The 15,937-nt window shown below is 53.2% G+C and carries 13 protein-coding genes; 12 read left to right on the top strand and 1 reads right to left on the bottom strand.

Annotation, left to right across the window (positions count from 1 at the left end; translation table 11 throughout):
• Positions 1-39 precede the first annotated feature (39 nt).
• Positions 40-1,149, bottom strand: coding sequence for a mannose-1-phosphate guanylyltransferase (locus A7E48_RS09855; protein ID WP_068172922.1), 1,110 nt, complete (start codon positions 1,147-1,149; stop codon positions 40-42).
• Between the two features lie 319 nt (positions 1,150-1,468).
• Between A7E48_RS09855 and sdhC the strand changes: the two genes are divergently transcribed.
• The 12 genes from sdhC (at position 1,469) to A7E48_RS09795 (ending at position 15,889) form a co-directional block, all read left to right on the top strand.
• Positions 1,469-1,846 (top strand): succinate dehydrogenase, cytochrome b556 subunit, encoded by a 378-nt coding sequence (gene sdhC, locus A7E48_RS09850; RefSeq protein ID WP_233126067.1) that lies wholly within the window; start codon positions 1,469-1,471, stop codon positions 1,844-1,846.
• A gap of 7 nt (positions 1,847-1,853) precedes the next feature.
• A complete protein-coding gene (locus tag A7E48_RS09845; RefSeq protein WP_068172899.1) occupies positions 1,854-2,339 on the top strand; it encodes a succinate dehydrogenase hydrophobic membrane anchor subunit in 486 nt (161 codons plus the stop codon).
• A 39-nt stretch (positions 2,340-2,378) separates the two neighbouring features.
• Positions 2,379-4,142 (top strand): succinate dehydrogenase flavoprotein subunit, encoded by a 1,764-nt coding sequence (sdhA, locus tag A7E48_RS09840; RefSeq protein WP_068172896.1) that lies wholly within the window; start codon positions 2,379-2,381, stop codon positions 4,140-4,142.
• 1 nt (position 4,143) lies between these two features.
• Positions 4,144-4,962, top strand: coding sequence for a succinate dehydrogenase iron-sulfur subunit (locus tag A7E48_RS09835; protein WP_068172893.1), 819 nt, complete (start codon positions 4,144-4,146; stop codon positions 4,960-4,962).
• A 217-nt stretch (positions 4,963-5,179) separates the two neighbouring features.
• Positions 5,180-6,436 (top strand): amidohydrolase, encoded by a 1,257-nt coding sequence (locus A7E48_RS09830; protein ID WP_068172890.1) that lies wholly within the window; start codon positions 5,180-5,182, stop codon positions 6,434-6,436.
• Between the two features lie 198 nt (positions 6,437-6,634).
• On the top strand, positions 6,635-7,711 hold the full coding sequence (locus tag A7E48_RS09825; protein ID WP_068172888.1) for a BMP family protein: 1,077 nt from the start codon (positions 6,635-6,637) through the stop codon (positions 7,709-7,711).
• A 109-nt stretch (positions 7,712-7,820) separates the two neighbouring features.
• Positions 7,821-9,458 carry an ABC transporter ATP-binding protein gene (locus tag A7E48_RS09820; RefSeq protein ID WP_068172886.1) on the top strand — a complete coding sequence of 546 codons (1,638 nt, stop codon included), beginning with the start codon at positions 7,821-7,823 and terminating at the stop codon, positions 9,456-9,458.
• On the top strand, positions 9,455-10,771 hold the full coding sequence (locus A7E48_RS09815) for an ABC transporter permease (RefSeq protein WP_068172884.1): 1,317 nt from the start codon (positions 9,455-9,457) through the stop codon (positions 10,769-10,771). The genes A7E48_RS09820 and A7E48_RS09815 overlap by 4 nt, the downstream gene beginning before the upstream one ends.
• A complete protein-coding gene (locus tag A7E48_RS09810) occupies positions 10,772-12,055 on the top strand; it encodes an ABC transporter permease (protein WP_068172881.1) in 1,284 nt (427 codons plus the stop codon). It abuts the gene before it with no gap.
• Between the two features lie 89 nt (positions 12,056-12,144).
• Entirely contained in the window at positions 12,145-12,543 is a 399-nt protein-coding gene (locus A7E48_RS09805; RefSeq protein WP_068172880.1) for a cytidine deaminase, read from the top strand.
• Between the two features lie 156 nt (positions 12,544-12,699).
• Positions 12,700-14,010 (top strand): thymidine phosphorylase, encoded by a 1,311-nt coding sequence (locus A7E48_RS09800; protein WP_068172879.1) that lies wholly within the window; start codon positions 12,700-12,702, stop codon positions 14,008-14,010.
• A 58-nt stretch (positions 14,011-14,068) separates the two neighbouring features.
• A complete protein-coding gene (locus tag A7E48_RS09795; RefSeq protein ID WP_068172878.1) occupies positions 14,069-15,889 on the top strand; it encodes a hypothetical protein in 1,821 nt (606 codons plus the stop codon).
• Positions 15,890-15,937 lie beyond the last annotated feature (48 nt).

Genomic DNA, 15,937 nt, shown 5'->3' with positions numbered 1-15,937 from the left:
CCGCCACATGGCCAGTGGCGGGTTGAAATCGAAAGTATTCTAAAGAAGCTCAGTGAGGTCGCGAGATTTTAGCTCGGCGACCGTATCTTTTACTTTCTGGGCATCTTTGCGGTTGGTGACCAAGAGAGCGTCTTTGGTATCAATTACCACCACGTTTTCCATGCCGATGACCGATATGCACCGCTGGGTATCCGAAGAAATAATGCCGGTAGAAGTTTGGGTCAGAATATTCTGATTATCACCGAGAATAGTCATGGTTTCCCCGCTCTTTTCTTGGCTCAGGCGCGTGACGGCATCGAAATCTCCCACATCATCCCAGCTAAAGGATCCGGGAACCATGGCGACGTCGCCTGCAGCAGCGGCAGGTTCTGCGACGGCATAGTCAATGGCAATCTTGGGTAGAGTAGGCCAGACGGCGTTCATGACATCTTCTCGCTGGGGGGTATCCCACGCTTCGGAAATGCGTGAAATACCTGCAAATAATTCAGGCTGATTCTTCTCTAAGTGAACAAGCATGAGCTGCGCAGGAGCTACAAACATGCCTGCATTCCAGGTGTACTCGCCCGACTTGACATACTTTGTAGCAGTTGCGGCGTCAGGCTTTTCGACAAACGAATCAACAGCAAGGGCAGACGGCGCGCCCTCAATTTTGAGCGACGTCCGGGCGCGGATGTAACCAAATGCGGTCGATGGTGCGGAGGGTGTGATACCAATGGTTACGATTTTTCCGGTAGCAGCTGTTTCCACTGCCTCGCGAACAACTTTGTGAAATTCAGCGACAGGATCAATCACGTGATCGGCTGCAAAAGAGCCAATAATCGCCTCTGGATCCCTCTTGTAAAGGATCGCACAGGCAAGACCAATAGCGGCAGCGGAATCCTTGGGGGAGGGTTCCAAAACGATGTCGGAACCGCGCAGTTCACTAATCTGCTGGGTGACTGCGTTCGCGTGCGATTCGCCGGTCACGACCATCACGGTATCGGAAGCCAAATCCACTAGACGGTCATAGGTCTGGCGAATGAGGGAATCGCCACTTCCGGTGAGGTCAAGCAAGAATTTGGGGGCTTTTGCGCGCGACATGGGCCAAAGGCGGGATCCAACGCCTCCGGCTGGAATCAGCGGGTAAAATCGTTCTAGTGGAGTTCTCATCATGTAATAGAATACAGAGCTTTACGTCATAAACCTGAAAAAACAGCTTTTAATACACTCATTACACTCATGGGCTAGCTCACTCATCGCCGACTAATCCCCGCTATTACGAGCAAAAATACAATTCGCGAACAATTTAATGGCCTAATTTCCTGAATTTTAGCGGAATTTATAGTGTACAGGGTGTCAGTAAAGGTCAATCTGACCTGGTAATCTTTGACAGTAGTAGACAGTCCTTTCTTGCTGTTTAGGGAATCACATGCACCCCCATACAAAGGCGTATGTGGGTCCCCATAGGCAACTCTCAGGAGGTTATTCAGTGCCTAGCAACTCCAAAGGCACCCTATATCGCGGCCGTGAAGGCATGTGGTCATGGGTAGCCCATCGCATTACCGGTATTGCGATTTTCTTCTTCCTTTTGGTGCACGTCCTAGATACCGCAATGGTTCGTGTGTCCCCAGAGGCTTACAACGCCATCATGAGCATTTACAAGAACCCCGTGATGGGGCTTGGCGAGGCAGTGCTCGTAGCTGCCATCGTGTACCACGCATTCAACGGCGTCCGTATCATTCTGATTGACTTTTGGAAGAACGGTGCAAAAAACCAGAAAGGAATGCTCTGGGGCGTTCTTGTTCTGTGGGCAGTCGTCATGATTCCTTTCCTCATCCGCCACCTCATGAACACTTTCGGAGGTTAATCGTTCCATGGCTACTCCTCTTAAACCCCGTATTTCCGCGCCGCGTAGTAATGACAATGTGGTCAACGGCATCAAGTACAACCGCTCCAATTCAAAGCGCAATAACTTTGAAATGTTGGCTTGGTTGTTCATGCGCGTCTCTGGCGTTATTCTCGTAGTCCTCATCTTCGGTCACCTCTTTGTGAACCTGATGTTGGGCGACGGCGTTCATAGCATCGACTTCGGCTTTGTGGGCGGCAAATGGGCCAACCCCTTCTGGCAGGTCTGGGATGCGTTGTTGTTGTGGCTGGCAATGTTGCATGGCACCAACGGTATTCGCACCATCATCATGGATTACGCAGAAAAAGACAGCACTCGCTTCTGGCTCAAGCTGATTCTCTTCCTGGCAGCGGCATTCGTTCTGCTGGTTGGCACCTTGGTGATTTTCACCTTTACCCCCTGCCCCACCGGTAGCCCCGCAGAACTTCTTCCTTCGTTCTGCCCCGCACCGTAATCCGAGAGTCGAAAAAGATTTAGAAAAGAGCATTATTCAATGCAGGTACATAAGTACGATGTAGTGATTGTTGGCGCTGGTGGCGCCGGTATGCGCGCGGCTATTGAGTCCGGTCAGCGTGCCCGCACTGCTGTTCTCACCAAGCTTTACCCCACCCGTTCACACACCGGTGCAGCGCAGGGCGGTATGTGCGCAGCACTTGCAAATGTTGAAGAAGACAACTGGGAATGGCATACCTTTGACACCATCAAGGGTGGAGACTACCTTGTTGATCAGGATGCCGCAGAGGTCATGGCTAAAGAAGCTATTGACGCTGTGCTGGATCTTGAAAAGATGGGTCTTCCCTTCAACCGCACCCCTGAGGGTCGTATTGACCAGCGTCGCTTTGGTGGCCACACCCGCGATCACGGTAAGTCGCCGGTTCGTCGCGCATGCTATGCAGCGGACCGTACCGGACACATGATTCTTCAGACTCTTTATCAGAACTGCGTCAAGCACAACGTTGAATTCTTCAACGAGTACTACGTACTGGATCTGGTCATGGTTGACGACGAAGACGGAAACCGCCGTCCTGCTGGCGTCGTAACGTACGATCTGGCAACTGGCGACGTTCACGTTTTCCAGGCAAAGTCTGTTGTCTTTGCATCTGGTGGTTGTGGAAAGATTTTCAAGACCACTTCGAATGCTCACACCCTCACCGGTGACGGCATGGCGATTGCGCTACGCAACGGCATCCCACTGGAAGACATGGAATTCGTTCAGTTCCACCCGACAGGTCTTGCCGGTTTGGGCATTCTGGTTTCTGAAGCAGCCCGTGGTGAGGGCGGTATTCTCCGCAACTCCGAGGGTGAGCGCTTCATGGAGCGTTACGCTCCTACCATTAAAGACCTTGCTCCTCGTGACATCGTGGCTCGTTCGATGGCTAACGAAGTTCGCGAAGGCCGCGGTTGCGGACCCAACAAAGACTACGTTCTGCTGGATCTTACCCACCTGGAACCCGCTCATATCGACGCAAAGCTACCCGATATTACCGAGTTCGCCCGTACTTATCTGGGTGTTGAGCCCTACACCGAGCCCGTTCCGGTATTCCCCACGGCTCACTACGCAATGGGTGGTATCCCCACTAACATTGACGCCGAGGTTTTCGCTAACTCCGAAGAGACCATCCCCGGTCTCTATGCCGCTGGTGAAGTAGCGTGTGTTTCTGTCCACGGTTCAAACCGTTTGGGCACCAACTCCCTGCTCGACATCAACGTGTTCGGTAAGCGCGCCGGTATCAAGGCAGCGGAATATGCAAACACCGCTGAGTACTTGCCCGTCCCCGAAGACGCCGCAGATAAGACCTTGGCTTTGCTCTCCATGCTGCGCGATGGCAATGGCACTGAAAAGGTAGGCGAAATCCGCAAGGAACTGCAGGACGTCATGGACGCCGACATGCAGGTCTTCCGTACCGCTGAGACCATCCACAACGCCATCAACACCATTACCCGTCTTGAAGAGCGTTACAAGAACATCTCCATTCAGGACAAGGGCAAGCGTTTTAACCTTGACCTCCTGGAAGCAGTTGAACTTGGCTTCTTGCTAGAGCTGGCTAAGGTGATGTCGGTTGCTGCTCTGCACCGCCAGGAATCTCGCGGTGGTCACTTCCGTGAGGATTTCCCTGACCGTGACGATGAGAACTTCATGAAGCACTCGATGGTTTACTTGGACGAAGAAGCCGAGCTTGAGGGTATTGCAGGTCTGCGTTTTGACACCAAGCCCGTAATCTTTACTCGCTACGAACCGATGGAGCGTAAGTACTAAAATGGCATCAACAGCAGCAAACACAGCTCCCAAGAGCGATTTTGAGGCACGCGAGCCTGAGTCAAAGGTTTCGATTGCGTCGGAGAACGGCGAGGGTGAGAACGGTATCAAGTCCTACGACGTCACCGTTCAAATTCGTCGCTACAACCCAGAAATCTCTGAAGAAGCTCACTGGGACGAATTCAAAGTTCAGATGTTCGGCACCGACCGTGTACTTGACGTGTTGCACAAGGTGAAGTGGGAAATCGACGGTTCACTGTCTTTCCGTCGCTCGTGCGCTCACGGTATTTGTGGTTCGGATGCCATGCGTATCAACGGTCGTAACCGTCTGGCGTGCAAGACCTTGTTGAAGGATCTTGACTTGTCCAAACCCATCACTGTGGAACCCATCAAGGGTTTGCCCTGTGAGAAAGACCTTATCGTTGATATGGAGCCTTTCTTCCAGGCATATCGCGAGGTCATGCCCTTCTTGGTCAATGACAGCCACGAACCTGAGCGCGAACGATACCAGTCACAGGCTGACCGCGCGCGTTTCGATGACACCACCAAGTGCATCTTGTGTGCAGCGTGTACTTCATCGTGCCCCGTGTTCTGGACCGACGGTCAGTACTTTGGTCCTGCAGCGATTGTGAACGCCCACCGTTTCATCTTCGATTCTCGTGATGACGCCGGCGATATGCGTTTGGAAATCCTCAATGACAAAGAGGGTGTATGGCGTTGCCGTACCACCTTCAACTGCACCGAGGCTTGCCCTCGTGGTATTGAGATCACCAAAGCAATTGCTGAAGTGAAGCAGGCTATTTTAGCTCGCTCCTTCTAACGCATAGGCTTCTCACAGGTGCCCGCTACTCTTTGATGAGTGGCGGGCTCCTGGGTTTTAAGGGGGAGTGCTTTCCAACGCCATGCCGGGCGGAGGGTTGACCAATCGCGCCGCGGCATCCAGAAAAGCTACGCGTAACAATCTGTCATAAACTTTGCGGAAGTTAACAGATCTTCCCAAGCCAGCGAATGAAAAGCTTTCGCGCTATGGTATTTGAATGGCTCCAACATCTGCAGTAACACTTCTTGACGTATCTGGTTCGGCATTCGAATCTCGTGTGCAAGAGATTCTTCCCCAACTCATCGAGTTCCGCCGTGCCGTGCACCAGAACCCTGAGCTGTCTTTCATGGAGTTCAATACGACTGAACGCATTGTTGCGCAACTTGAGGCAGCGGGCATGAAACCACAACGGTTTGAGGGCACCGGTTGTTTCGTGGACATTGGGGGCGGCCCTTATGCGGTCGCTCTGCGCGCGGATATAGATGCGCTACCTATCCTCGAAACCACAGGGTTAGAGTTCACCTCGCAGAACCCCGGCGTCATGCATGCATGTGGGCACGATATTCACCAGACCGTCATGTTGGGAGTTGCGATTGCTTTGCACCAGCTCAATGAGGAAGCTCCGCTGGGTCGCACCGTGCGCGTCATTTTTCAACCCGCAGAAGAGCAGTTACCCGGTGGAGCAGTTCAAGTGATTGAGCAAGGCGTGCTCAAGAATATTCCCCGCGCATTCGCTCTTCACTGCGAGCCGAAGGTGGACGTAGGAAAGATCGGTACGCGCATCGGTGCCATTACCTCGGCATCAGACACCATCAAAATTAGACTCAGTGGCCACGGTGGGCACACCTCCCGCCCGCACCTGACCGAAGACCTCATCTACGCCATGAGCCAGATAGCAATCAACGTGCCTGCGGTTCTCTCGCGTCGCATGGATGTACGTTCGGGCGTATTGGTTGCCTGGGGACAGATTGAAGCGGGCGTGGCTCCCAACGCAATTCCTTCCGAAGGCTTTATGGCAGGGACCATGCGCTGCCTCGACGCCGATGCTTGGTACCGCGCAGGAGAAATCCTCGACGACGTCATCGAACAGGTTGCCGCGCCCTATGGCGTGAAGGCGGAGGTCGAGCATATTCGCGGCGTCCCTCCTGTAGTTAATACAGAAGATGAAACCACCATGGTAGAGACTGCCTCACGCGCTGAACTGGGGGAGGACTCTGTGGTGCTGGTAGAGCAGTCGATGGGCGGAGAAGACTTCGCTTGGATGTTGCAAGAAGTACCTGGATCGATGATTCGCTTGGGCACTCGTACCCCTGGCGGCCCGACCTACGATTTGCACCGCGATGACTATAATCCCGACGAGCACGCCATCAAATGCGGTGTGCAGGTCATGGCATCGACTGCGTTGCGGGCGGTCCGCTGGGAAATTGCCAAGCTCTCTGCAGAGCAGTTTCGTTCATCGAGCTACTACGGATAGAAAAAATCAACGATAAAAGGTGAGGCCAGATTACTAATCGGTATTAAAAAGATGAATAGTGGCTGTACAGAGGCGATTCACCCATTACTATTAACGTGTATCTCGAAACACAGAATGCAACTGAGCAGGTAGAGCACATACTGCCGGCATCAGCTACTCTGCACTTCTGTATCACACACACGAAGGGATAGTTCTCACATGGCTACTCGCTCACGTTTTGCAGCAACAGGTACCGTACTCGGTATTTCAGCACTTCTCTTGGCAGGTTGCGGTGCCGCACCTGAAGAATCTTCTTCCTCAAACAAAGAAGCTTCAGACTACAAGGCATGCATTATCTCTGATGAGGGTGGCTTTGACGATAAGTCCTTCAACGAGAACTCCTACAAGGGCGTTACCGCAGCTAAAGAAGATTACGGCATTCAGATGTCTGAATCACAGTCTGAATCAGCTGCTGACTTCAACCCCAACATGAGTAAGCTCGTTCAGAGCAACTGCAACACCATCATCAGCGTTGGCTTCGCTCTGGCTGATACTACCAAGCAGGCCGCTCAGGATAACCCCGACATTCACTTCGCGATTGTCGATGATGGTTCTATCGAAGCGGACAACGTTCGCCCCATCGTTTACGATACGGCTCAGGCAGCTTTCCAGGCAGGTTACTTGGCAGCAGCTCAGTCCAAGACAGGCAAGGTAGCAACCTACGGTGGCGCTGAGATGCCTACCGTTACTATTTTCACCCAGGGTTTCAAGCAGGGTGTTGACTACTACAACAAGGAAAAGAACAAGGACGTCAAGGTTCTGGGTACCGATTCCTTCACCGGTGACTTCACCGACCAGACCAAGGGTAAGACTCTAACCCAGAACTTCCTTGATCAGGGTGCAGACATCATTATGCCCGTTGCTGGTCCTGTGGGCGCCGGTACTCTCGAAGCTGTAACCGAGTACAATAAGTCCCACTCAGATGCACCTGCATCTGTTATTTGGGTTGACTCCGATGGCTATGAGACTAACCCTAACTACCAGGACATCATCCTTACCTCTGTTCAGAAGAAGATGAAGGAAGCTGTTGAATCCACCATCAAGGACGACATTGACGGCAAATTCACCAACGAGAAGTACATCGGCACCCTCCAGAACGACGGCGTTGGTCTAGCTCCTTTCCACAACTTCGAGGATAAGGTTTCCTCCGAAACCAAGTCCGAGCTCGATACCATCAAGGACAAGATTGTCTCCGGTGAAATCACCGTAAAGACCGACGGCACCCCCACCAAATAAAGTGTGAGTTCCTTATCGAAGCGGCTCGACCGGCAACCTTTTGCGCGGTCGGGCCGCTTTGATACGCTCATGCTAAACACCTCTTCCTGCTGAACAAGAAAGCGCGTCGATGAAACTCGAATTGCGACAGGTCACCAAACGTTTTGGTGATTTTACCGCGAATGACCGCATTGACTTAGTGGTTGAACCTGGAACTGTCCATACCCTCTTGGGTGAAAACGGTGCGGGTAAATCAACCCTGATGAACGTCATCTATGGTCTCTACGAGCCCACTGAAGGCCAGATTTTTATTAATGATCAGCCCGTAAACTTTAAGGGCCCCTCTGATGCGATGGTTGCTGGAATCGGTATGGTGCACCAGCACTTTATGCTCGTTCCCGTTTTCACCGTGGCTGAAAATATTGCTTTGGGCGCTGAGGAGACCAGCGGAGGCCGTCTCAACCTTGAAGCAACTCGCAAGAAAATTCGGGAAATTTCTGACCGCTACGGTTTCGCAGTAGACCCTGATGCAATCGTCGAAGACCTCCCCGTCGGCGTCCAGCAGCGAGTGGAGATTATCAAGGCGCTCGTGCGCGACGCCGAGGTCTTGATTTTGGACGAGCCCACGGCTGTATTGACCCCCGCTGAAACAGATCAGTTGTTGGGAATCATGCGTCAGCTACGCCAAGACGGTAAATCTTTGGTGTTCATTTCGCATAAGTTGCGAGAAGTGCGTGAAATTTCAGATGAAATTACCGTTATTCGCCGCGGCAAGGTAGTGGGAAACGCTGATCCCAGCGCATCAACGAACGAGCTCGCCGCACTGATGGTGGGCAAAAACGTCCAGTTGGTCGTTGATAAAGACCAGCCACACCTCACCGACCAAGCTTTCTCGGTTTCAAACCTTAATCTGGTATCAGACCAGGGCGTACCGCTGCTGAAGGACGTTAATTTCACCGTCCGGGGTGGCGAAATCCTTGCGATAGCAGGCGTGCAGGGCAACGGGCAGACAGAGCTGACCGAAACCATTATCGGTATGCACCCCAAAGCTACCGGCTCGATGAAGATTAACTCCACCGAACTGCTGGGGCTTAACACCCGTCAAGTTCTTCGCGCTGGCGTGGGATTTGTCCCCGAAGACCGTAGCACCGACGGGCTGGTCGGGTCCTTCTCTATCGCAGAAAACCTCATTCTCGATCTTTTCGACCGCAAAGAATTCTCCTCAGCAGGAACTCTCAACCGCTCTGCCATCGCTCAAAACGCTGACCATGCGGTTCAAGAGTACGACATCCGCGTGGGAAATAAATATGACGCGGCATCAACCCTCTCCGGCGGCAACCAGCAGAAGATTGTGGTCGCTCGTGAACTTACCCGCGATTTGCAACTTTTTGTTGCCTCGCAGCCTACCCGCGGCGTCGACGTCGGCTCTATCGAATTTATTCACAAACGCATTGTGGCGGAACGAGATAAGGGTATTCCCGTTATTATCGTCTCCACCGAACTCGATGAGGTTTACGCGCTAGCAGACCGTATCGCAGTCTTTTTCCACGGTGAGTTGATGGGTATTGTTCCCAACGACACTCCCCGTAACGTTTTGGGGCAGATGATGGCTGGGGCAACCTACGAAGAAGCCCGTGAATCTGTACCGGCAACTGACGCGGACTTAGAAACAACCACACCAGAGACAACAGGTTCTGTTCGAGCAGATAAAGCAGAACACACCGCTGATCAGTCCGTACTTCCCTGGGCAGAAGGAGATACCCCATGAGTACAGCAAATTCATCTGTTCCCCTCGATTCTGCGGCATCGGTAGCGCAGAGCGCTACCACCTTAGGAACTGAGAGCCAGCCAACTCCTTCTACCCCCAATCCGCAGATGCAGGAGCACGAAAAGCCTTCGCTATTTACTCGGATTGCCGGTGGCGGTATTGGTCTCTCCATTGGTGCAATGGTTGCCGCGTTGGTAGTGGGCGGTTTGCTCATTGCAATTACTGACCCTGCTACCCAAAAAGCCGCAGGTTACTTCTTTGCTCGCCCCATGGACACTCTCTCTGCAGCGTGGAAAGCAGCGTCCGAAGCTTACCTAGCGATGTTCCGCGGTTCCATTTTCAATTATGAAGCAAAATCGTTTACTAAAGCGATTTACCCTTTCATGGAAACTCTTACCGTGGCGACTCCGCTGATTTTGGCTGGCCTGGCGGTTGCAATTGCTTTCCGTACCGGCTTGTTCAACATCGGTGCGCAGGGTCAGATTATTTTGGGCGCTATCGTTTCAACTTACGTTGCGATTACCTGGCAGCTCCCCCTCTTCATTATGCTTCCGCTGATCGTTCTCGGTGGTATCCTCGGTGGCGGTCTCTGGGGCGGTCTGGTGGGCTTGCTGAAAGCAAAAACCGGAGCTCACGAGGTTATCCTTTCGATTATGCTCAACTACATTGCGGTCAATCTTCTGCTCTATTTACTCAAGACCCCGCTTTTGCAGCGCCCCGGTAACACCAACCCTATTTCACCGAGCTTCGAAGATTACGCTATCTTCCCCAAGCTCTTCGGACACAGTTTCCGGCTCAACTGGAGCTTCGTCATTGCAGTGCTGGCAGTTATCTTTGTGTCCTGGTTGATGAATCGCTCCACCATTGGTTTCCGCCTTCGCGCGGTCGGTGCTAACCCCCACGCGGCTAGAACTGCCGGTATCTCGGTAGCATCGGGTTACATTTTGGTGATGGTTATTGCCGGTGCACTGGCTGGTCTTGCCGGTAGCGCGCAGGTGGCAGGCACCGAGCGTGTGCTGACCACCGGCGTCGCGGCATCCTTCGGATTCGACGCCATTACCGTGGCGCTGCTAGGGCGTTCGACCCCGTGGGGTACTTTCTTCGCAGCTTTGCTCTACGGCGCATTCCGCGCCGGCGGTGTCTCCATGCAGGTAGAAACAGGAACTCCAATCGACCTCGTGCTCGTCGTGCAGGCTCTGATTGTTCTCTTCATTGCAGCCCCGCCGCTGGTCCGGTCTATCTTTAGACTTCCCGATCCGTCCAAGCCCAAGAAAAAGAAGGCTTCTTCAAAAGCCGTAGCGGAGGCAAAGTAAATGAGTGCAGCAACTATTGATACTGTGCCTGTGGAAGAAACCGTTGTAGTGAAAAACTGGAAAAACACCATTATTTTTGGTGTACTCGCTCTAGTTGCACTCTTGCTGGTAGCTTTCAAAGCTCCCCACAACGACGTGACATTCCGCCTTTCAGACGGCATCACCTGGGCGAATATTCCCAACCTCACCTTCTCTGCGACCGCTTTCGGTTGGATTGCTATCCTCGTTCTGCTGGCTATCGCAGCGCTTTCAGCGGTACAGATGAACTCGGGCAAGAAACTCGGTAAGGGCCTCACCGCCGTCTTCTGGGTATTCTTTATCCTCTTCATCTTGGTCTGGGCGATTGGCTCCGCTAAGAGCTCTGAAGTTTCGCTGATCAACCTGCTCTCTGGCGGTCTAGCGCTATCGATTCCTATGATTTTTGGGTCAATGGGCGGTTTGCTGTGTGAGCGTTCAGGTATCGTCAACATCGCTATTGAAGGTCAGCTACTCTTTGGCGCTTTCTCCGCTGTACTGGTAGGTTCAATCACCCATAACCCCTGGGCAGGTCTGCTGGCTGCAATGCTCGGTGGCGTTCTCGTTTCTTTCTTGCTGGCACTGTTCTCCATCAAATACATTGTGGACCAGACCATCGTGGGTGTTGTGGTGAATGTCTTGGTATCCGGTCTGACCGGATTCCTCTTTACTCGCGTGCTCCAGCCCGATGCCCAGAACCTCAACTCGGCTCCTAAACTGCCATCGTTTGAGATTCCTGTACTCTCTCAGATTCCCGTGGTGGGCCCGGTTCTGTTCAACCAGTCGGTGCTTGTGTATCTCATGTACATTGTGGTTGCTCTCATTTGGTTTGCTTTGAACAAGAGCAAATGGGGCTTGCGCACTCGCGCGGTAGGCGAGCATCCCAAGGCAGCAGATACCCTTGGCGTCAACGTCAACCGTTTGCGCTTCACCAACGTTTTGTGGGCAGGCGCGGTTGCCGGTATGGGCGGCGCGTTCTTCACACTCGTTTCGGTGAGCTCCTTCAACGCCGATATGACGGCGGGCCAAGGCTACATTGCTTTGGCGGCTTTGATTTTTGGTCGCTGGAAGCCCATGGGGGCTCTATTTGCTTCAATCCTCTTCGGATTCTCGCTCCAAATGCAGTTCATCCTGTCTATCCTGGGCACAGCGATTCCGGCAGAGTTCTTGGCAATGCTTCCGTACGTCGTCACTATCTTGGCAGTTGCCGGCGTCGTCGGTCGCTCACGCGGTCCTGCGGCGTCCGGTCAGCCCTACATCAAGGGCTAATACCTTGATGAAAATAATGCCGCGCTTTCGGAACTCTTCGAAAGCGCGGCCTTTTACTCTCAGTCCTCAACCCGAAAGAGAGAAAACCAATGGCAGATACTCCAAAAATTGACTGGGATGAGCTCACCGCCGTAGCTACAGTAGCTATGAAAAACTCCTACTCTCCCTATTCGAACTATGCAGTAGGCGCAGCAGCACTGACGCAAGACGGGCGAATCGTAATCGGCTGCAATATCGAGAACGCCTCATTAGGCATTACCCTCTGCGCAGAGTGCTCGCTCGTTTCTGATTTATTTAGGACGGGCGGAGGCAAACTGGTTGCATTTGCGTGTGTTGACGGCGATGGTCAGGCGCTGATGCCCTGCGGTCGGTGTCGGCAGCTACTCTTCGAGCATGCGGCGCCAGGAATGCTCATTCGGAGCGTGAGCGGCATCCGCACGATTGAGCAGATGCTTCCGGACGCTTTTGGTCCAGAGAAATTAGCTTAGGAGTCTTTCACCAATCCTGTACTTGCTGAGCGGCTTGAAACCTTCTGGATAAACCTCAACCTGCGTTCTGGCACTGCTCCTCAATCTTTCGTACTCTAAAAGAAATGGTCGGGCACTCGATGGATCCGGTGAACGTACAGATAGAGGAGATTACATATGAGTAACCATGAGCCCTTCAGCGCTGTAGAGGTTATTCGAGCTAAGAGAGATCACGAAGTTCTCAGCAACCAACAAATTGACTGGGTTATCGATGCCTATACACGCGGCGTCGTTGCTGATGAACAAATGAGTTCCCTTGCCATGGCAATCTTTCTCAACGGAATGAACCGGGCAGAAATCTCTCGGTGGACTGAGGCGATGATTCGATCTGGCGAGCGCCTAGACTTCTCGTCCCTGGTCGGCCCGGGAAAGAAAATTGCGACCAGTGATAAACATTCCACCGGGGGAGTGGGCGATAAGATTACGCTCCCGTTGGCACCCCTGGTGGCGGTCTATGGGGTAGCGGTTCCCCAGTTGAGCGGCCGAGGGCTGGGTCATACCGGTGGAACCCTCGACAAGCTGGAATCAATTCCCGGGTGGCAGGCGAATCTATCGAATGAGCGCACGATGGAGATTTTGGGAAGTACCGGGGCTGTCATCTGCGCGGCAGGTTCGGGGTTGGCTCCTGCGGATAAGAAGCTCTATGCCTTGCGAGACGTTACCTCAACCGTTGAGGCGATTCCGCTGATTGCAAGTTCTATCATGTCCAAGAAAATTGCTGAAGGAACCGGTTCGCTGGTGTTGGATGTGAAGGTGGGCTCTGGCGCGTTTATGAAGGATAGTGAACGTGCGCGGGAGCTTGCTGAAACGATGGTTGCTCTGGGTATGGATGCCGGGGTAAGAACTTCGGCTCTTTTGACCAACATGAATACGCCGCTGGGTTTGGCAGTAGGTAATGCCATTGAGGTGAAGGAATCTGTGGAGGTTCTTGCCGGAGGCGGACCCGCCGACGTCGTGGAGCTAACCGTAGAGCTTGCCCGTGAAATGCTGGCGGCGTCGGGCGTGGAAGAGGATCCTGCTGAGGCCTTGAAGGACGGGCGGGCAATGGACGTGTGGCGCCGTATGATTACCGACCAGGGTGGGGATCCCGATGCAGCTCTGCCGCAGCCGAAAGAAACTCATACCGTGGTTGCTGAAGAGTCAGGCACTCTCACTGAGCTAGATGCGCTGGCTGTGGGCATAGCATCTTGGCGTCTAGGTGCTGGCCGAGAACGCAAGGAAGATACGGTTCAAGCGGCAGCAGGAATCAAGTTGCACGCCAAACCCGGAGACCCCGTCGAAAAGGGCCAGCCCTTGCTGACGTTGATGACAGACACCCCGGAACGTTTCGAACGCGCGGTGGAAGCGTTGGACGGCGCCTGGTCAATTGGCGGCGAATTTGTGCCTCAGCCTCTGATTCTGGGTAAGGTCGGTGCACCAGAAAAGTAGTCTTGCCTTATAAGCTTGAAGTTATCGATTGTTCTCAACTCACAGGAAGTGAAAAACTATGGGACTTTTTAGCCGTCGTAAACGAGAGGAACCACAAGAACCGCTGGTATCGGATCGTTCCGACCAGCCCGTTGGTTCCGCAGATGCAGCCCCCACTGCGCAGACCGCTTCAAAGGTATCAGCCCCCTCCCATACTTTGGAGAAGGGTTCTGGTCTCTACGCCGTCGCTCAAATGATGCGCAAAAAAGGCAGTGGTGAGCTGACTTTGGATTTGAAGCAAAATGGTAATGACATGAACCTGACTCTGCATGAGAACGGCCAGGAACTTGAAGAAACTGTGGTTGTTCCAGGCAATGAGTGGTTCGATGGCATTGCTCAGCTGTATGTAGATGAAGAAAAAGGCGCTCGCGGCCCCTTTAACCGTGCTCTGATTGTGCTGGACGGTTCTGAGGACTCAAACGTGCAGGCGTCCTTCTTGAACACCGAGATGGGCACTAGCCATAACTTGCAGTACACGGTTCCTGCAGGCGTTGTGTCTCCTTTCGACGAGCAGGACGAGACCGAACCGGCACAGGAGCATTCTCGTTTTGCTGTAGCAGATAAAGAAGAAGAGAAGTCTGCTTTTTCTGCACAGGATCGTTTGAGCCGCGTTTCTCAGCGAATTACTACTGAAGAGGAGCCTCCTGCAGCACAGGAAAGTTTCAAGGCTGTAGCTTTCGGCACCGAGAAAAACGATGTGGAGAACGACGAACGCACATCTACGGCTGATTCTTCGGATGCATCTGCGGGCACCACCGAGGATGTCGCGGATGAAGATAACCCGTTCGTCAGCGATGGTGAGCCTGAGGGGAACGCCGGTGCGTTGAATTCCTTGAGCCCTGCTGAAGAGGAAGCAATCTCTGAGGAACTCGAGGAGACCCGTTTCGTTCAAAGTCGCGATGTTGTCGATGAGCTGGAGGACCATTCCTCCCAGAACGCCCGCATTGAATCAACTGAACTTGATACGCACAGCGCATCACATGCAGAGAAGGACATTCAGGGATCAGAGCAAACCCGCAATGACCAGCGAAGCTCCTCTGAGGCACCTGCTGTGACCTCAGCCCCCGGTATTTCTTTGGCTACTGCCACTATGCCCGACTACGTGGATGATGAGTGGGAAGAAGAGACTGCATCTGAGCAGACGAGTCAAGCCCCTCGCACTCACCAGGATAAGAACACTGCTGGCGCTGGTGAGAAGACAGTCGCAACTTCTGCAGCAGGTCGATTCACAGTTATGCAGCCACACACTCCTGCCGCTTCGTCATCCTCACAGACTGTTGCTGCTGAGGTCCCTGAGGCTGCCAGCGGAGTGGACGTAGCGCCGTCCTTCTCAGCAACCGGTGGTACTTTCTCCAAGCCGTCCACCACCAATCTTGCCGAAGGCAACCTGGTGTTGACCGAAGCAGAGGTAGTCAACCGACTTGCTGGCGTTCAAAAAGCTCTCTTCGGAGAGAACGGTTCAGCTCGCGATGTCTCTACCGTGCTGATTCGTATTCGAACTCTGGGCTCGTACTACGATGCATTAACCCACGTCCGCCAGGGCGGTTTCTGGGATCAGAAACGAACCTTTGACCTGATTCCCGAAGACGAGCTCAACGTTCTGCAACTCAAAGCTGATTCCTACAAGGAAGGTTTTGGGTCGCCGCTGGCTATGAGCATCCGCCTGACCCCCGGCATTCCGCCGCAGGTAAAGTTCGATTACCAGAATGAAGGCGCTTTCGCTAAATACTCTGACGAACTACCCGCTCAGCAGTATGTAGAGGAACTACGTATGTTCCCCCGCACCGGGGCAAACATCCCCGACCACATGAACCGCGCTTTGGCCTCGTGGACTCTCTAAAACATAGATAAGAATGGTCGGGCTATCCTTGAAAGGATAGCCCGACCA

Source organism: Rothia sp. ND6WE1A, from assembly GCF_001683935.1.
Classification (GTDB): Bacteria; Actinomycetota; Actinomycetes; order Actinomycetales; family Micrococcaceae; genus Rothia; species Rothia amarae.
Note: the sequence above shows the minus strand (reverse complement) of the source record. Positions and strands in the feature narration are given on the sequence as shown.